Raw genomic sequence first — 18621 nt, 5'->3', positions numbered from 1 at the left:
CAACGCTCCGCGTGGAATGCCGCCCCGGACGCTCCACGTCCCGGCAGTGCGTCGCAACCAGGGTTCCCACGCTGGAGCGTGGAAACTAGGCGCTGGCGGCGAATTTCTCGTAATAGAAGTTCGCTGGCTGCAGACCCTGTTCACGGATGAACTGGCTGACCGCCTCCACCATCGGCGGCGGGCCGCAGAGATAGATGTCCACCTCGCCGTCGTTAAGGTGCTTCGGCTCGATGTGCTGGGTGACGTAGCCCTTCTGCGGGTAAGCGCTGTCGGGGCTGGCCACGCAGGCGCTGTAGGTGAAGTTGGGGATGCGCGCGGCGAAGGCTTCGAGCTTGTCCATTTCCACCAGATCGTGATCAAGGGTTACGCCGTAGATCAGATGCAGCGGATGCTCGCTGCCCTGCTCGGCAATCTTCTCCAGCATGGCGGTGAATGGCGCGAGGCCGGTGCCGCCCGCCAGCAACAGCAGCGGACGCTTGATATCGCGCAGGTAGAAGCTGCCCAGCGGACCGGCCAGGGTCAGACTGTCGCCCGCCTTGGCCAGGCCGGTAAGGAAGCTGCTCATCAGCCCGCCCGGCACGTTGCGGATCAGGAAGCTGACTTCGCCATCCCTGGGCAGCGAGCTGAAGGAATAGGCTCGGCTCTGATCGCTGCCCGGCACCTTGAGGTTGACGTACTGCCCCGGCAGGAACGCCAGCTGGTTCAGGGCCTCGCCCTTGACCGACAGCGCGATGGTGCTTTCGGACAGCTGGCGGACACCGCTGATGGCGGCTTCGAAACAGACCTGCTCGGTCTTGCACACCTGCGAGGAGGCCGGTACGCGGATCACGCAATCGCTCTCGGCGCGCATCTGGCAGGTCAGCACGTAACCCTGTTCGGCTTCATCTTCGCTGAGCGCATCCTCGATGTATTCCTCGCCGAGGTCGTAGCGGCCGGCTTCGGCGAAGCACTTGCAGGCACCGCAAGCGCCGTCACGGCAATCCAGCGGGATGTTGATGCCCTGGCGGTAGGCGGCGTCGGCCACGGTTTCGCCGAGGTTGGTTTCGATGAAGCGGGTTACGCCGTCTTCGAAATTCAGTGCGATGTTGTAGGTCATGGCTGCGCCCTCACAGGTGGTACACGTCGATCATCTGGCGGATGTAGTCGTTCTTCAGCACGACCTTCTTGGCCTTGATCAGCGGGTTCTCGCCGCGCACATCCAAGGTGTAGAAGTTGGTGCCGTAGAAGTGATCGACCGTCTTGTAGCGGAAGCTCATGGTGTGCCAGTTGTAGCGCAGCTTGCAGAAGCCATCGGCCTGCTCGAGCAACTCGAGATTGCTGATGTTGTGGGTGGTGCGGGTGTCCGGAATGGTTGCACTGGAGCGCTCGGTCTTGATGCGGAACACGCGGTCTTCCAGACCACTGCGGTTTCCGTACCAGATCAGCGAGATTTCGCTCTGGGGATCTTCGGTCAACTGGTCGCGATCATCCCAGGCCGGCATCCAGAAGCTGGCGTCCGGCGCATAGAGTTCGAGCCAGGCGTCCCACTCCTTGTCGTCGAGATAGCGCGCCTCGCGGTAGAGAAAATCACGCGCGGCTTCATAGGAAATGGTCATCTATGCGCCCTCCACGTGGATCAGCTGATCCTGTTCCGCCTTCACGGCCTTGATCATCTGCTGCTGCCAGTACTGGTGCTGCATGACGAACAGGCCTTCGTCCTCGGAGCGGACGCCGCTGAGCAAGGGATGCAGATCGATTTCCTTGGCTCCCTCATCGGCGCCTTCGATCCAGTGCTTGGCGCCACGGGACATGTCGTTCCATTCCATGGCGCGGCCCTGGAAGCCGGCCTGGCAGGCGCGGAATTCCTCGAGGTCGTCCGGCGTGGCCATGCCGCTGACGTTGAAGAAGTCTTCGTACTGGCGAATGCGGCGGGCACGCGCCTCGGCACTCTCGCCCTTGGGCGCGATGCAGTAGATGGTGACTTCGGTCTCGTCGACCGAGATCGGCCGGGCGATGCGCAGCTGCGATCCGAACTGGTCCATCAGGTAGAGGTTCGGGTAGAGGCAGAGGTTGCGCGAGTTGCCGATCATCCAGTCGGCACGAGCCTCGCCGACTTCGGCGACCAGCTCGTCGCGGCGGCTGTACAGCGGACGGTCTTCAGGGTTGTCCCAGCGCGTCCAGAGCAAAAGGTGGCCGTTCTCGAAGGAATAGAAGCCACCGCCCTTCTTGCCCCAGCCGCCGGCACTCATGGTGCGGATCTCTTCGCCGGCCTCGCGCAGCTTGCGCTGGTTCTGGGTGGCGGCGTAGTTCCAGTGCACGGCGGTGACGTGGTAACCGTCCGCACCGTTCTCCGCGGTCAGCTTCCAGTTGCCGCCGAAGACGTAGCTGGAGGAGCCGCGCAGCACTTCGATGCCATCCGGCGACTGGTCCACCACCATGTCGATGATCTTGCGCGACTCGCCGAGGAATTCTTCCAGCGGGGCGACATCTTCACGCAGGCTGCCGAACAGGAAGCCGCGATAGGACTCGAAGCGGGCGATCTTCTTCAGGTCGTGGGAGCCGTCGCAGTTGAAGCTGTCCGGGTAGCCGGCTTCCTTGGGATCCTTGACCTTGAGCAGCTTGCCGGAGTTGTTGAAGGTCCAGCCATGGAACGGGCAGGTATATGTGGCCTTGTTGCCGCTCTTGAAGCGGCACAGCATCGCACCGCGATGGCTGCAGGCATTGATGAAGGCGTTGAGCTCGCCTTCCTTGTTGCGCGCGATGAAGATCGGCTGGCGACCCATATAGGTCGTGTAGTAGTCGTTCTTCTCGGGAATCTGGCTGTCGTGGGCGAGGTAGATCCAGTTGCCCTCGAAGATGTGCTTCATCTCCAGGTCGAACAGGCGCTCGTCGGTGAACATCTCGCGCTTGCAGCGGAAGATGCCTTTTTCTTTGTCGTCTTCAACAAGCGAATCAAGGTAATCGAATCCCAGGGCCATGGCCGGGGCCTCCATTGTTATTGTTTCTACGTGATGAAGGCTAAGGCGCTGGGAGGGGTATCAATATCCGTTTTCTGCAGGACCTCTATCCGTTTTCTGCAAAACAACAGGCGGAGCGATCCGCTCATGTAAGCGGATATGGCGAAGAATCTGGGGGGTATAAACGGAAGGAGTGAAACAGGCGGGGCGTTGGGCCAACCCAGTGAGGGCTGGCCCTAGGGTTAACCGTCAGGATTGGCTCATTACCGCAGCGATGCTCTGCGCCAGGTCATCCTGAGTGAAGGGCTTGCCGAGCCTGGGCAGGTCGCCTGCCAACCCGGTTGGCTGGTCGGCATAACCAGTGACAAGGATCACCGGCAGGTCTGGATACCGCTGCCTGATGACTTCGGCCAGTTGTGTGCCGGTCATTTGCGGCATGGCCTGATCGGTCAGTACTAGATGAACCCTGTTCTGCGCGAGGATTTCCAGCGCCTGCTTCGCTGACTCCGCCTCGTACACATGGCAACCAAGCTCCTCGAGCATCGCGCCGGTCGTCATCAATACAAGGGGGTCGTCATCCACCGCCAATACGCTGAGCGCCACAGGGCAATGCGACTCGGACGTCTGCGACTGTTCAGCTTCAGCCGGCATACCGCCACCCGCGGCAAGCGGCAGCCACAGCTCAGCGGTGGTGCCACGCCCCTTCTCGCTTTTGAGCACCAAACCGCCACCAGACTGCGCGGCAAGGCCATGGACCATCGAGAGTCCCAGCCCCGTGCCTTTACCGACACCTTTGGTGGTGAAAAACGGCTCCGTTGCCCGTTCGAGCGTCGCCTCGTCCATGCCCTCGCCCTCATCGGCCAAGGCCAGGCAGAGATAGTCTCCGGGTTCCAGTCCGCCATCCTTTGAGTCGAGTCGGTGTTCACGCGCCGAGATGGTGACGGTGCCGCCCTCTGGCATGGCGTCCCGGGCATTTACCGCCAGGTTGAGCAGCGCCAGTTCGATCTGGTTGGCATCCGCCAGGACGGGTTTGAGCGAGAGAGGAAAACGGGTTTCGATCTGAATCCGAGGGCCAAGCGATTGCTGGAGCAGATCGGCCATATCACGTATCAGCGCCGGCGCATCGACCAGTTCGAGATTGAGTTCCTGGCGCCGCGCAAAGGCCAGCATGCGCTGGGACAGGGAGACGCCGCGCTGGGCACCGCGAATGGCGTTGTCCAGCAACGGGACGATTCGCGGATCGTCAGGCACCCGTCGGCGCACAATCTCCAACCCGCCCAGTACGGCCATCAGAAGATTGTTGAAGTCGTGGGCGATGCCCCCGGTCAATCGGCCTAAGGATTCCAATTTCTGTGACTGGAACAGCGCCTCCCGCGCCTCTTCCAGCTCACGCTGGGCCTCGACGGTTTCGGTGATGTCGCGGGTAATCTTGGCAAAGCCTATAAGGGTGCCCGTCTCACTGCGGATCGGGTCGACGACCACATTGGCCCAGAAGCGCGAGCCGTCCTTGCGCACACGCAAACCCTGACTTTCGAACCGCCCTTCACGCAAAGCCGTATCGAGACCGCGCTGCGGAGCGCCGTTCTCTCGGTCTTCAGCAGTAAAAAAAGCGGAATAGTGCTGTCCGATAATCTCGTCGGGCAGATAGCCCTTGATGCGCTGGGCGCCCATGTTCCAGTTGGTCACCCGCCCTGTCGGATCAAGCATATAGATGGCGTAATCAGTGACGCCCTGCACCAGCAAGCGAAACTGCTGTTCGCTCTGTTTCAGCGATTCCTCAACCAGCTTGCGCTCGGTCAGGTCGCGAGTGACCTTGGCAAAGCCGAGCAAACTGCCAGTGGGCGACCAGATTGGATCAATCACCACGTGACACCAGAAGCGCGTGCCATCCTTGCGCACACGCCAGCCCTCCCCTTCGAAGCGACCCTCGGCTGCTGCAACATCCAGTGCGCGCTGAGGTAATCCTGCGGCACGGTCGTCGTCGGTATAAAAGCGGGAGAAATGCTGGCCGATCACTTCGGCCTCTTCGTACCCCTTGAAGCGTCTCGCACCGGTGTTCCAGCTTGCAATCTTGCCGTCGACATCAAGCATATAGATGGCGTAGTCGGTCACTGCATCGATAAGTAGCCGATAACGCTCCGGCGCCGTAATCGACACATCCGAAGATGCCGTGCCTTGCATTGAAGTACCTACACCCGAGTGATTTGGTCAGGATTATGGTTAGCCAAGCATTTAAAAGAAAGGAGTGACGTTGTGAAGCCGAGCCAAAGTGCTCAACTGCGCCCTCGGCGCACCTGTGGAGCCGAGCAGTCGCTTCAGTGATGCTTGCGCAGGGTGTCGGAGGGCAGTTCGCCGAAAGTACTCTTGTAGGTTTCCGAGAAACGTCCGAGATGCAGAAAGCCATAGTCCATCGCGATCTCTGTGATATTGCGCACCTTGTCCGAAGGGTCGCTCAGCCGTCCGTGGATCTGCTCCAGTTTGCGCTGGCGGATGTAGGACTTCGGCGTGGTGCCGACCTTCCGATCGAACAACATGTACAGCGAGCGCGGACTCATGTTGGCCAGCTGCGCCAGCTGCTCGACCGAAATGTCTTTCTTCAGATGCTCGTCTATATAGTCGGTAATGCGGCCGAACGAAGGGCAGCTCTCGTTCAAGGGCTCGCGGTAGATGTTGTTGGCCAGCGTGCACAGCAGCTTCGAGGCGATGATGCGGCTGTACTGCTCTTGCAGCTGCGGAATGCAGTGCTCGGCTTCGGCCTCCTGGCAGATCAGTCCGAGCAGGCTTTCGATGCCATCGAGCTGCTTGAGTTCGTAGCGGTTGGCGGCAAAGCGAATGCCTTCGCTCGGCGCCCGCCACTGGTTCTCGGTACAGGCCTTTTCCAGAAAGGATGCGGGTACTTTGACGATGAGTTTTTCGCAATCGTCGGAATAGGTCAGGTCGACCGGATCGTCCGGGTTGATCAGCAGCAACTCACCTGGCGTGAAGTAATGCTCCTGACCGCGGCCACGCCAGAGGCAATGTCCGCGCTGCAGCAGTTGTAGGTGATAGATGGTTTCCAGCGCCTGCGAGGTAACGTGCACGCTGCCGCCATAACTCAACTGGCAAAGGTCGAGATTGCCGAACTTGCAATGGCTCAGGCTGGCCTGGGGGTTACCGGTGCGGGGTAGCTGGATGCAATGCGAACCGACGTGCTGATTGACGTACTCGGACACCGCGTGAGGATCGGCGCGATCGAAAATCATGCTTCGCTCTTTCAGCAGACTATCCATCATCAAGGCACTCGCTATTTTTATAGTTACGCCGGCATTGATTGCCGGTCGCCAGTCCAGCCATGGGTGCAGCTCTGCCACCCGGACTTGATTCAAATCAACGATAACGCGTCCGAGCACAATAGGTGATTGGACCAACGGCCAACAGCCGACCGGCCGGTAACCGCACATTTTCGGCGTTACCCGACCAGCGGAGCGCTCGCTTCAAGCCGTGCCGGGATAACTCGTAGAGGCACGCAGGGTATCGGCGATGGCCTGGGCGGCGACCGAGAGCTCGTGGCCGGGCTTGGTCAGTATGCCCACCGGTTTCTCGATCACCGGATCACCCAGCGCGACACAACAAGCCCCGACTTCCAGCATCTGCTCGCGGCACAGCGCCGGCACGGCGCTCACGCCCAAGCCACTGGCGACCATGCGCCCAACCGTTGCCAGCTGATGACTTTCAAGCTGCACGGGCAGGCTGCGCCCGCGCTGGCGCAGGTGGTCTTCCAGCATGAAGCGCACGGTGGAAGGCCGCTGCAAGGTGATAAAGGGTTGCTGCAGCAGCGCCTCCCAACTCACTTCGGCCTGGCTCGCCAGCGCCGAGTCGGCGGGCACCACAGCCACGAAGCGATCCGTGTACAGAGGCGTGAAACTCAGCGGCGTGGTGGGTTCGGGCTCGAAGGCGATGCCCAGCTCGACCTGCCGGTCGCGAACCATGTCCATCACCTGCTCGTTGATCACGTCATGCACGGTGACGCTGATCGATGGATATTGCTGGCGAAAGGTGCCGAGCACGGCCGGTAACAGGTTGCCGGCAAACGAGGGCATCGAAGCCAGCGCCACGCGCCCCTGCTTCAGAGTGAAGCGCTGACGCAGCTCGTCCTCGGCGTTATCCCAATCAGCCAGCAATCGACGCGCCAGCGGCAGCAGGGCTTCACCTTCCGGCGTCAGGCTCACCGCGCGGGTGGTGCGGCTGAACAACCGCCCGCCTAATCCGTCCTCCAGGGATTTGATCGTCAGGCTCAGCGCCGATTGCGATAGGTGTAGACGCTCACCGGCCTGCGCGAAGCTTAAGGTATGCGCCACGGCAAGAAAGGCGCGCAGCTGTTTGATGGTCATCGATTTGCATCCGGATCGAGGTGCAGCAGCGAACAGCAGCCGCTGGATTATTCTGTTTAGTCAATTAATAACGCTTAAAAATCAACTTAACAAATCTAATCGCGACGCAGACACTCGGATTCAACGACTACCAACAACAAGAAGGAATGGTTTATGGCTGGTTTCGACAAACGCGTCAGCACCTATGCCGAAGCCCTTGAAGGGCTGCAGGACGGCATGACCGTACTGGCTGGCGGTTTCGGTCTGTGCGGCATCCCGGAGAACCTGATCGCCGAGATCAAGCGCAAGGGCACTCGCGATCTGACGGTGGTTTCCAATAACTGCGGCGTCGACGGTTTCGGCCTCGGCGTGCTGCTGGAAGACCGGCAGATCAGCAAGATGATCGCCTCCTACGTGGGCGAAAACGCGTTGTTCGAAAAGCAGCTGCTCAATGGCGAGCTGGAAGTCGAGCTGACACCTCAAGGCACGCTGGCCGAGAAGATGCGCGCGGGCGGCGCCGGCATTCCGGCCTTCTATACCGCGACCGGCTACGGCACACCCATCGCCGAAGGCAAGGACGTGCGCGAATTCAACGGTCGTCCACACATTCTCGAACACGCCATCACCGGCGACTTCGCCATCGTCAAAGGCTGGAAGGCCGACCGCTACGGCAACGTCATCTACCGCCACACCGCGCAGAACTTCAATCCGCTGGCCGCAGCCGCAGGGAAGATCACCGTGGTCGAAGTCGAGGAAATCGTCGAGCCCGGCGAAATCGATCCCACCCAGATCCATACCCCCGGCATCTACGTCGACCGCATCATCTGCGGCACCTTCGAAAAGCGCATCGAGAAGCGCACCGTCCGCAGCTGAAATCCCTCATTGGTTCAAAGAATAAGAGATCAAGACCATGGCTTTAACCCGCGAACAAATGGCCCAGCGCGTCGCTCATGAACTGCAGGACGGCTACTACGTAAACCTCGGCATCGGCATCCCGACGCTGGTCGCCAACTACGTGCCCGAAGGCATGGAAGTGATGCTGCAATCGGAGAACGGCCTGCTCGGCATGGGCGCCTTCCCTACCGAGCAGGAGCTCGACGCCGACATGATCAACGCCGGCAAGCAGACTGTCACCGCCCGCGTCGGCGCCTCCATTTTCAACTCCGCCGAATCCTTCGCGATGATTCGCGGCGGGCATATCGACCTCACCGTACTCGGCGCTTTCGAAGTCGACGTACAGGGCAACATTGCCTCCTGGATGATCCCCGGCAAGCTGGTCAAGGGCATGGGCGGTGCGATGGATCTGGTCGCCGGTGCCGAAAACATCATCGTGCTGATGACGCACGCCTCGAAGGACGGCGAGTCCAAGCTGCTGCCCAAGTGCACCCTGCCGCTGACCGGCGCCGGCTGCATCAAGCGCGTGCTGACCGATCTGGCTTATCTTGAAATCGAGAACGGTGCCTTCATCCTCAAGGAACGCGCCCCCGGCGTGAGCGTCGAGGAGATCATCGCCAAGACCGCCGGTGAACTGGTAGTGCCTGATCATGTACCGGAAATGACCTTCGGCTGATCAAGCGCCGAACAGGGCCTCGCGGTGCGCTGGTCGCACGCGGGGCTTTTCCCGTTTTGAATCCAGGAGATTCGCCATGCAAGACGTCGTTATCGTTGCCGCTACCCGTACCGCCATCGGCTCCTTTCAAGGTGCCCTGGCCAACATCACCGCGCCGGACCTGGGCGCTGCCGTGATCAAGCGTCTGCTCGAACAGACTGGGCTGAATCCCGCCGAAGTCGATGAAGTGATTCTCGGCCAGGTGCTGACTGCTGGCGCCGGTCAGAACCCGGCACGCCAGGCCTCGGTCAAGGCCGGCCTGCCGCACGAAGTGCCGTCCTTCACGCTGAACAAGGTCTGCGGCTCGGGGCTCAAAGCGCTGCACCTGGCCACCCAAGCCATCCGCTGCGGCGACGCCGAAGTGATTATCGCCGGCGGTCAGGAAAACATGAGTCTGGCACCCTACGTCCTGCCCAAGGCCCGTACCGGTTTGCGCATGGGTCATGCCGAACTGGTCGACTCGATGATCAGCGACGGTCTCTGGGATGCCTTCAACGATTTCCACATGGGCATCACCGCCGAGAATCTGGTCGACAAGTACGGCATCAGCCGTGAAGCACAGGATGCCTTCGCCGCCTCGTCGCAGCAGAAAGCCGTCGCCGCCATCGAAGCCGGTCGCTTCAAGGATGAAATCACGCCAATCGAGATTCCTCAGCGCAAGGGCGAGCCGCTGCGCTTCGATACCGACGAGCAACCGCGTGCCGGTACCACGGCCGACGCGCTGGCCAAGCTCAGGGCCGCATTCAAGAAAGACGGCTCGGTCACCGCCGGTAACGCCTCCAGTCTCAACGACGGCGCCGCCGCCGTGCTGCTGATGAGCGCGGACAAGGCCAAGGCGCTTGGCCTGCCGGTGCTGGCGCGGATCAAGGCGTACGCCAATGCGGGCGTCGACCCGGCGATCATGGGCATCGCGCCGGTTTCGGCAACACGCCGCTGCCTGGACAAAGCCGGTTGGTCGCTGGATGAGCTCGACCTGATCGAAGCCAACGAAGCCTTCGCCGCACAGGCGCTGTCGGTCGGCCAAGAATTGGGCTGGGATGCCAGCAAGGTCAACGTCAACGGCGGCGCCATCGCGCTCGGTCACCCCATTGGCGCGTCGGGCTGCCGAATCCTGGTGACGCTGCTGCACGAGATGATCCGCCGCGACGCCAAAAAGGGCCTCGCCACCCTGTGCATCGGTGGCGGTCAGGGTGTTGCGCTGGCGATCGAACGCAACTGAACGGCGCTAGGGTCTGTTGCCGTTTCGTGCGCGGCCGCGCCATGCGGCGTTGCGGGACTCGGCAAGGGAACCACCATTACCTGCGTCCCGCGTCTTGCCTGGCGAGATTTGGCGCAGCAACGCGGCTGACGACGAAACGGCAACAGACCCTAGACCAAATCACATAGGGAGGGTTCTGGACCGCGGTCCTGAGAACCGCCTGAATACATCGATGAAATAACGGCGCGCGCCACGCACGCGCGCCGCTCATAACAAAGAAAACAACACAGGATCACAACCATGCTCGGCGCCGTTACCTCTTTGAGCGTAAAGCTCGTACAGCGATACCTACCCTCACCCTTCGTTTTCGCCATTCTTCTTAGTCTCATCGTGCTGGCCGCCAGCATGCTCGTCACCGGTCAGGGCCTGCCGGCCATGGCGAAGCACTGGGGCACAGGCTTCTGGAATTTGCTCACCTTCGCCATGCAGATGGCGCTGATTCTCGTCACCGGGCACGCGCTTGCCAGCGCACCGGCCATTCACCGCCTACTCGCGGGCCTGGCCCGCATCGCGCGCACCCCTGGCCGCGCCATCGTGCTGGTCACGTTGGTGGGCTTGGCCGGTTCCTGGATCAACTGGGGCTTCGGCCTGGTGATCGGTGCAGTCTTCGCCCGTGCGCTGGCCCGTGAGGTCAAAGGCGTCGACTACCCACTGCTGGTGGCCGCTGCCTATTCTGGCTTCCTCATCTGGCATGGCGGCCTGTCCGGCTCGGTTCCGCTGTCACTCGCCACTGGCGGCGCTGACCTGGAGCGCATGACCGGCGGTGTAATCACCGGTGCCATTGGTGTCGGCGATACGCTGTTCACCACGCTGAACCTGACCATCATCGCGCTGCTGGTCATCGGCCTGCCGATCCTCAATTGGGCCATGCATCCCAAGCAGCCGAAAGTTGCCGATCCCGCGCTGCTGCTGGAGCCGGAACATCAGCCGCTGCCACGCGAGACGCTGGCCCAGCGCATGGACGACAGCCGCATCCTCAACCTGATCATCGTCGCGCTAGGTGCGGTGTATTTCGTTTACTACTTCGCCGAGAACGGCTTCGCCCTGACGCTCAATATCGTCATCGGCCTGTTCCTTTTCATCGGCCTGCTGCTGCACGGCTCGCCCGAGCGCTACATGCGTGCCGTGCAAGACGGTATTGGCGGGATCAGCGGCATCGTCATCCAGTTTCCCTTCTACGCGGGAATCATGGGCATGATGGTCGGCGCCAACGCCGAGGGCCTGTCGCTGGGCAAGCAGATCACCGAGTCGTTCATCGCCTCGTCGTCGGCCGATACCTTCCCAGTGCTGGCCTTCCTCAGCGCCGGTCTGGTCAACGTTTTCGTACCGTCTGGTGGCGGCCAGTGGGCCGTACAAGGACCGATCATGCTGCCGGCCGGCCAGGCGCTCGGTGTGACGCCGGCGGTGACGGCCATGGCCATCGCCTGGGGTGATGCCTGGACCAATATGATCCAGCCGTTCTGGGCGCTGCCAATCCTCGGCATTGTCGGCCTCGGCGCGCGCGACATCATGGGTTATTGCTTGTTGATCTTGGTGTACTCAGGCTTGGTCATTTCCGGCTGCTTCTATTTCCTTGGCTGATAGAAACAGGGCAGGCGCCGCAATGGCCCTGCCCTTTCGGGTTCCACCGCGCGGCAATCCAAGCGGCTCCGACAACCCGGTTCTGAACTTCTCCCCACGGGTTCGATACTACGTTCAGAACAGTCGTCTGGCCCTACTCGGCGATGGCGAGACCGGGTCAGGGGAATGAATCCTCCGCGGCTTCGTCTGCTGGTCTTCTTGGATTTCTTTCTTACCGTCTCATCACGAGCACATTGAACGCTGCCGGCGTTAGGAGAGGCTCTGGAATAACCGTTTCGCTTCTTTTACCCGTCATATCCGCTCGTCTGCCTGAAGATCGGAACAGATGAACGGTGCAACTTTTTCTTACAACTCTGAGTCGCAGTTAACGGACCGAGGCTTAACACCTGCGCTAGCGATTGATTGAAATCCTAGCTGCAAGGATTGGCTGTCGAGTTTGGGATGAGGTGTGGATACCTCGACGAACGCGTCGATAGCAGCCGCTTTGTGGTAGCTCTCGGACAGTCGCTGTCCTGATGTCGAAGGGCAGCAGAAGAGACTCAGGGAAAGGGAAAGGACGATGCTCTTCAACTCCATGGTGTTCATCGCCGGGTTTCTGCCGGTGGTTCTTCTTGGCTTCATCATCCTTGCGGGCAGTGGTAAACAACGGCTTGCAGCCATCTGGCTAACGCTGGCGTCGCTGGTGTTTTACGGCTGGTGGAACCCGGCTTATGTGCCGCTGCTGGTCGGCAGCATGGCGTTCAACTACCTGATCGGCGGCTACCTGATGCGCCGGCCGTCGCGCACGCTACTGGTGCTGGGTGTCGCCGCCAACGTGGCGTTGCTCGGCTACTACAAATACACCGGTTTTCTGTTCGGCACGCTCGACGATGCCTTCGGCCTGGGCTGGTCGGTGGGCGACATCATCCTGCCCTTGGCGATTTCCTTTTTTACCTTCCAGCAGATCGCCTATCTGGTCGATGCCCATGATGGCGAAGTGAGCGAGCACGACTTCATCAATTACTGCCTGTTCATCACGTTCTTCCCGCAGCTGATCGCCGGCCCGATTACTCACCACAGCGAGATGCTCAAGCAGTTCAAGGATCACAGCACCTTTCGTCCTCGGCTGGACAACCTCTCCCTGGGGCTGACGGTGTTTCTGCTCGGCCTGTTCAAGAAGGTGATCATCGCCGACCCGCTAGGCGCCAAGGCCTCGCCAATCTTCGCCGTTGCCGCCGACGGCACCGTGCCGGCGCTGTACGACGCCTGGTTCGGCGCCCTCACCTACACGCTGCAAATTTATTTCGACTTCTCCGGCTACAGCGACATGGCTATCGGGCTCGGCCTGATGTTCGGCCTGCGCTTGCCGATGAATTTCAACAGCCCGTTCAAGGCGCACAACCTCATCGACTACTGGTCGCGCTGGCATATGACGCTGACGCGCTTTCTCACAGCCTATATCTACAACCCTATCGTCATGCGGATCACGCGCTCGCGGATGGCCACCGGCAAGCCGCTGCCTCGTCGCGGCAAAATGAGTTTGAGCACCTTTGTCGTGCTGGTCGCCTACCCCACCGTGCTGACCATGTTCATCTCCGGCGTCTGGCACGGCGCGGGCTGGCAGTTCGTGGTGTTCGGCCTGCTGCATGGTTTCTATCTGGTGGTCGCCCATGGCTTTCGCGCCTACAAGGCGCGCCGCGGCCTGCCGCTCGATAGCGACAAGTTCTGGCACCACTGTTGCGCCGTGCTGCTGACTTTCCTCTGCGTGGTCGTGGCCATGGTGTTCTTCCGCGCCGAGAGCGTTGCGGCGGCGATGGCGATCCTGTCGGGCATGGCCGGCTTGAGCGAGCTGAATACCAAGCTCGACAAGTCGGACTATCTCACCGTCGCGCTGCTGCTCGCCTTCGTCTGGTTCATGCCCAACGTGCAGCAGTGGATGGCGCGTTTTCGCACCACCCTGGATGCACAGCCGAACGAAAGCTGGCTGCTGCGCTGGATACCGATTGCCTCTTGGAATCCGACTCCGGTGATTGGCGTCGCCATCGGCGTGCTGGGTTTCTTCGCCCTTGCCGTGGCGTTCTCCGTCGCCCCTACCGAGTTTCTCTACTTCCAGTTCTGACATTCCAGCTGACGCAAAAGGAGTTAATGGCTAATGGATCAGCTTCTCTGGCTAGCCGAACATTCAGACCTGAGCGCCGCGATCAGCGAGGCCAAGCGCGAACCCGACCCACTCACACGCCTAGCAGCGGCTGTACGACTCGCGGGGTATCGGCGGGACTTCACCCTGACGACCCGCCTGGACCGATTGGCAAGCGAAGGCTTGCAAGCGGTTGCCAACGGCGAGGCGTCCATGTCGGGCTTGCGTCCTTTGCGTATTGCCCTGCTCTCGTCCCACACGGTCGATCACCTGGTGCCGGCGATTCGCGTGGCCGGGTTGCAACGGCGGCTGGCACTCTCAGTTCACATCGCGCCTTATGGCATGTACCGCCAGGCACTGCTAATGGACGACCCAGCTCTGGCGAGCTTTGCTCCGCAACTGATCGTTCTGGCGCTGGATGCCTGCGACGCGCCTCTGCGACTGCCGCTGGAGACCTCATCGGAGGACGTGGATGCAGCGGTGACCGAGCGTGTCAACGAGCTGCGCCTGCTCTGGCGCCGCGCCCGCGAGCGCTATTCCGCAAAGGTGGTGCAGCAGACCATCGTGCCAGCCGATCCGCCGGTCTTCGGCTCGTTCGAAGCCTTGGTCCCGGCCTCGCCCTGGGCTCTGGTCGAGCGCCTTAACGCAGCCATCCGCAGCGCCGCCCGAGAAGACAGCGTGCTGCTGATGGATCTCGCCTGGGAAGCGGCGCGCGGCAGCTACGGCGATGGCCTGGCCGAACCGCTGCGCTGGCATCAGGCCAAGCAGCTGGTCAGCCCGAACCTGGCGCCTCTGTATGGCGACCAACTGGCGCGCATCGCTGCCGCCAGCATCGGCCTGTCGCGCAAATGCCTGGTGCTGGATCTGGACAACACGCTGTGGGGCGGCGTGGTCGGTGACGATGGCGTCGACGGCATTCATCTTGGCCAGGGCTCGCCCAACGGCGAAGCCTTTCTCGCCTTCCAGCGTTACGCGGCGCTGCTGGCGCGTCGCGGGATTATCCTCGCGGTGTGCAGCAAGAACGATCCGAGCGTCGCCGAGGCGGCGTTCAAGCATCCAGAAATGGCGCTCAAGCGCAGCGATATCGCCGCCTTCGTCGCAAACTGGGAAGACAAGGCCGGCAACCTGCGGCGTATCGCCTCGATGCTGGATATCGGGTTGGACAGCCTGGTCTTCGTCGATGACAACCCGGCCGAGCGCGACATCGTGCGTCGCGAACTTCCCGAAGTCGCCGTCCCGGAATTGCCCGACGACGTGGCCGATTATCCAGCGCGTGTCGCGGCGGCCGGCTACTTCGAGGCGACCTCCTTCACCTCGGACGACGCCACGCGCGGGCGCAACTACGCGCTGAACGCCGAGCGCAAGGCGGCCATGAGCCAGGCCACCGACATGGAAGGTTATCTGCGCGGCCTGGAAATGGTGCTGACCGCAACGCCAATCGGCGCCGCCGAACTCGCCCGCAGCACGCAACTGATCAACAAGACCAACCAGTTCAACCTCACGACGCGCCGCTACAGCGAGGCGGAGGTCGAGCGCATCGCCAATGACCTGCGCTCGGTGGCATTGGCGATCCGTCTGGCCGACAAGTTCGGCGACAACGGGCTGATCAGCGTTGTGATGGCCAGACCGGATGCGGCGGTCGCCGACGATGAACTGCTGATCGACAGCTGGCTGATGAGCTGCCGCGTGCTCGGCCGACAGGTCGAAGAAGCCGTTCTCGAGGTACTCGCCGAGGCCGCCAAAGCAGCCGGCTACCACGCGCTGATCGGCGAATACCGCCCCACCGAACGCAACGGCATGGTCGCCGAACACTATCCCCGGCTGGGCTTCGTCCAGCACACATCTACCGCCGATGCCGCCCGCGAGGCGACCTTCTGGCGCTACGAATTAACTTCCACCCGCACGCCCCGTCACTTCATCGAGGTAAAGGCATGACCGAAGCAGAGGTAATCAACGCACTCACCCCGGTATTTCACGACGTATTCGACGACGACAACATCGTGCTCTCGTCGGAGCTGACCGCCAATGACGTCGAGGGCTGGGACAGCCAGACCCACGTCATGCTCACGGTCGCTGCGGAACAGCGCTTCGGCATCAAGTTCCGCACGGCGGAGTTGGAGTCGCTGCGCAACGTCGGGCACTTCGCCCAGGTCATCAGCGCCAAGCTCGAAGGGAGGTAGGTAATGCCGCATACCGCTGAGGTATCCATGGACGGGAGCACCGCCGAACAGGGTGCAGGCAGCACGGCCAGCGCACCTGGGCGGGTGAATTCGCGGTATCTGCTGTCGCTGTTCGCCGGCCTGTTCGGCGCCCTGACGCTGTTCTGCCTGAGCCTGCTGGGCCTGGACCGGACCGGCAACCTGCCGCCGCCGGCGTTCTCCAACAACCTGTGCGTCGATGAGAAGCTTAATTTTCTGCGGAACAACCCTATTCGCTCTCCTAATCTGCTGATCATCGGCTCATCGGTGGCCTGGCGGCATGTGGACGGCAATGTCCTGACCAAGGCGCTGCCAGAAACACGCCCCATGAACGGTGCCTTCTGCGGCCTGTTCGCTAACCAGTCGGTTTATGTCGGACATTGGCTGCTCGATCGTGAGCCGAGCATCCGCAGCGTGGTGATGATCGCCGATCCGCAGGATTTCGCCGGCTGCTGGAAAGTGCCGACGGCGGTGTTCAACCGTGCGCACGTCGGCCCTTACGTTTATGAAGGCGCATCGCACTGGGGCTATTACATGCGCTATTTCGCGCCCAAATCCCTTGCGCGCAACGCCCTGACCGTCAAGGCGCAGCGCGCCGGCCAGATCGAATGGGACCCGTTGGTATTCAATCGCTTCGGTGATGGTCCGTTGATCACCCGCAACACCCGTCATCTGATGTATGGCCGCCCAGATGCGCTAGACGACAACTGCTTCGATGCGCTGCGCGAAATGAGCGCACGGCTGCAACGCGAAGACCGCAGCCTGATGGTCGTCTCCACCCCGCTGCACCCGCAGTGGAAAGAACAATACGATCCGGACGGCACCTTTCTCGCCGACTTCGATAAACGCATCGCCGCAGCGCTGGGTGCCACTGGCACCTACTGGAACGCCGACAAGGACTGGAGCACGCCGGTGAACTCCTTCGTCGATGCGGTGCACCTGCGCTGGTCCGCTGCGCAGACCTTTACCGAGGCGCTGGCTGAGCAGATACGCCGAGCCGAAGCCGGCCCGGTGGCGCCCGCCATGCTGAAAACCGCCTCCTCACCCTGATCCGTGACGATGAAAAGCCCGGTCGCCGCATCTGACAACCGGGCTTTCAATAGGCCTTCGGAAATCTTCCAACAGCATTCGCCGCGAGTCGCGCCTCCCACAAGTATGGGACGCGCCTCTAACTTTCGTGGGAGGCCCGACCTCGGGGCGAAGCTTTTGACAGAACTAAGATTGACGAAGCCCGTTGCCCGCTCAGCCCCTACCCGCTTTTGGCATCAACGCGACGCGGGCATCACCCGCCCTCGGCACTCGCCAAAGCCGATCGAGGCGAACCCATCCCGACGGCAACGAGCCTTCAGGATGATCTCGTCGCCGTCCTCAAGGAAGGTACGCGTCTCGCCGCTAGGCAGTTCCAGCGCATGCTTGCCGCCCTGGGTGATTTCCAGCAGGCTGCCAAGGCTGTCGGCGCTCGCACCGGACAGGGTGCCAGAGCCGAACAGGTCGCCCGGTTGCAGACTGCAGCCGTTGACACTGTGGTGCGCGACCATCTGCGCCACGGTCCAGTACATGTTCGTCGTGCTGCTCAGTGCGATTCGCTGTGCCGGCAGGGCCTGTTCACGCATGGCCGCGGTCAGCAGCAGGACTTCCAGTTCGATATCCAGCGCGCCCCGCTGCTGATCCTGTTGGTCGTACAGATACGGTAGCGGTTGCGGATCGCCTTCTGGCCGCGCCGGCTGGGCGCAGCGGAAGGGTTCCAATGCTTCCGGCGTGACCACCCAGGGCGACACGCTGGTGGCGAAACTCTTCGACAGAAATGGGCCCAGCGGTTGATATTCCCAGGCCTGCAGATCGCGCGCCGACCAGTCGTTGAGCAGGCAGAAGCCAGCGACATGGCTGCCCGCCTCGCCAATCGAGATTGCCTCGCCGCGGGCATTGCCTTCGCCGATCCAGATACCCAGCTCCAGTTCGTAATCCAGCCGCTTGCTCGGGCCGAAGCTCGGCTCGCTGGCGCCCGGCGGCATGGTTTGGCCGTTGGGGCGCTTCACCGTTGCGCCGGACACGTCGATGGTCGAGGCACGGCCGTGATAGCCGATGGGCACGTACTTGTAGTTCGGCAGCAAGGGGTTGTCAGGGCGGAACAGTTTGCCGACATTGTTGGCGTGGTGGATACCGACATAGAAGTCGGTGTAGTCGCCCACTTTGGCCGGCACATGCATCTGGCAACGATCCATCGGCTGCAACAACGACTCGCCCATGCCTTGCAGACGCTCACGCTGCGCGTTGCCTTCTCCGAGCAGGTCCTGCAACGCACCGCGCAAAGCTTTGCGGGCCGACGCACCGAGGGCGAAGAAAGTATTGAGGCTGCCGCCGCTGGCCGCTTCTGCCGCATTCAGCGCTTGGCCGTCGAACAAGCCGGCGTCGCAGGCAGCGCCCAAATCGAAAATGAAATCGCCGATGGCGACGCCACCACGCGGCTCGCCGCCGTCACGGCTGAACACGCCCAGCGGCAGGTTAGCGAGGGAGAAGTCCGAATGGCCGTTGGCCGACTCGACCCAGCTGCAAAGTTCTGTGTGTCCGGTCATG

General features: G+C 61.8%; 15 protein-coding genes. 8 read left to right on the top strand and 7 right to left on the bottom strand.

Going from position 1 to position 18621, the window contains the following annotated elements; translation table 11 throughout:
* Positions 1-85: 85 nt before the first annotated feature.
* The 6 genes from benC to V6943_RS17455 form a co-directional block, all read right to left on the bottom strand.
* On the bottom strand, positions 86-1096 hold the full coding sequence (gene benC, locus V6943_RS17480; protein ID WP_131651567.1) for a benzoate 1,2-dioxygenase electron transfer component BenC: 1011 nt from the start codon (positions 1094-1096) through the stop codon (positions 86-88).
* A gap of 10 nt (positions 1097-1106) precedes the next feature.
* Complete coding sequence (benB, locus tag V6943_RS17475; RefSeq protein WP_122078671.1) at positions 1107-1595, bottom strand: benzoate 1,2-dioxygenase small subunit; 489 nt, start codon at positions 1593-1595, stop codon at positions 1107-1109.
* Entirely contained in the window at positions 1596-2957 is a 1362-nt protein-coding gene (benA, locus tag V6943_RS17470; RefSeq protein ID WP_340554869.1) for a benzoate 1,2-dioxygenase large subunit, read from the bottom strand.
* A 228-nt stretch (positions 2958-3185) separates the two neighbouring features.
* Positions 3186-5117: a hybrid sensor histidine kinase/response regulator gene (locus V6943_RS17465; protein WP_340554868.1), complete on the bottom strand. Its 1932-nt coding sequence runs from the start codon at positions 5115-5117 to the stop codon at positions 3186-3188.
* 134 nt (positions 5118-5251) lie between these two features.
* Positions 5252-6205, bottom strand: coding sequence for an AraC family transcriptional regulator (locus V6943_RS17460; protein ID WP_131651705.1), 954 nt, complete (start codon positions 6203-6205; stop codon positions 5252-5254).
* 204 nt (positions 6206-6409) lie between these two features.
* Positions 6410-7306: a LysR family transcriptional regulator gene (locus V6943_RS17455; RefSeq protein ID WP_131651570.1), complete on the bottom strand. Its 897-nt coding sequence runs from the start codon at positions 7304-7306 to the stop codon at positions 6410-6412.
* A 153-nt stretch (positions 7307-7459) separates the two neighbouring features.
* Between V6943_RS17455 and V6943_RS17450 the strand changes: the two genes are divergently transcribed.
* The 8 genes from V6943_RS17450 to V6943_RS17415 all read left to right on the top strand — a co-directional run bounded on the left by V6943_RS17450 (position 7460) and on the right by V6943_RS17415 (position 17097).
* Complete coding sequence (locus tag V6943_RS17450; protein ID WP_131651571.1) at positions 7460-8158, top strand: CoA transferase subunit A; 699 nt, start codon at positions 7460-7462, stop codon at positions 8156-8158.
* Between the two features lie 37 nt (positions 8159-8195).
* Positions 8196-8855 carry a CoA transferase subunit B gene (locus V6943_RS17445; RefSeq protein WP_131651572.1) on the top strand — a complete coding sequence of 220 codons (660 nt, stop codon included), beginning with the start codon at positions 8196-8198 and terminating at the stop codon, positions 8853-8855.
* 76 nt (positions 8856-8931) lie between these two features.
* Complete coding sequence (locus tag V6943_RS17440; RefSeq protein WP_340554867.1) at positions 8932-10113, top strand: acetyl-CoA C-acetyltransferase; 1182 nt, start codon at positions 8932-8934, stop codon at positions 10111-10113.
* A gap of 279 nt (positions 10114-10392) precedes the next feature.
* The gene (locus V6943_RS17435) at positions 10393-11733 is read left to right on the top strand and encodes a short-chain fatty acid transporter (protein ID WP_131651575.1); all 1341 of its coding nucleotides are present in this window, start codon (positions 10393-10395) and stop codon (positions 11731-11733) included.
* Positions 11734-12292: 559 nt separating this feature from the next.
* The gene (locus V6943_RS17430) at positions 12293-13831 is read left to right on the top strand and encodes an MBOAT family O-acyltransferase (protein WP_340554866.1); all 1539 of its coding nucleotides are present in this window, start codon (positions 12293-12295) and stop codon (positions 13829-13831) included.
* Between the two features lie 33 nt (positions 13832-13864).
* The gene (locus V6943_RS17425; RefSeq protein ID WP_340554865.1) at positions 13865-15784 is read left to right on the top strand and encodes an HAD-IIIC family phosphatase; all 1920 of its coding nucleotides are present in this window, start codon (positions 13865-13867) and stop codon (positions 15782-15784) included.
* The gene (locus V6943_RS17420) at positions 15781-16029 is read left to right on the top strand and encodes an acyl carrier protein (protein WP_340554864.1); all 249 of its coding nucleotides are present in this window, start codon (positions 15781-15783) and stop codon (positions 16027-16029) included. The genes V6943_RS17425 and V6943_RS17420 overlap by 4 nt, the downstream gene beginning before the upstream one ends.
* Before the next feature lie 3 nt (positions 16030-16032).
* Positions 16033-17097 (top strand): hypothetical protein, encoded by a 1065-nt coding sequence (locus V6943_RS17415; protein WP_445324149.1) that lies wholly within the window; start codon positions 16033-16035, stop codon positions 17095-17097.
* 215 nt (positions 17098-17312) lie between these two features.
* On the opposite strand, the gene fahA is transcribed toward V6943_RS17415, so the two are convergent.
* Positions 17313-18620: a fumarylacetoacetase gene (gene fahA, locus V6943_RS17410; protein ID WP_131651579.1), complete on the bottom strand. Its 1308-nt coding sequence runs from the start codon at positions 18618-18620 to the stop codon at positions 17313-17315.
* Position 18621 lies beyond the last annotated feature (1 nt).

Origin of the sequence: Pseudomonas sp. CBC3 (assembly GCF_037967085.1) — a bacterium.
GTDB lineage: Bacteria > Pseudomonadota > Gammaproteobacteria > Pseudomonadales > Pseudomonadaceae > Stutzerimonas.
This window is presented reverse-complemented; position numbering and strand designations above follow the sequence as displayed.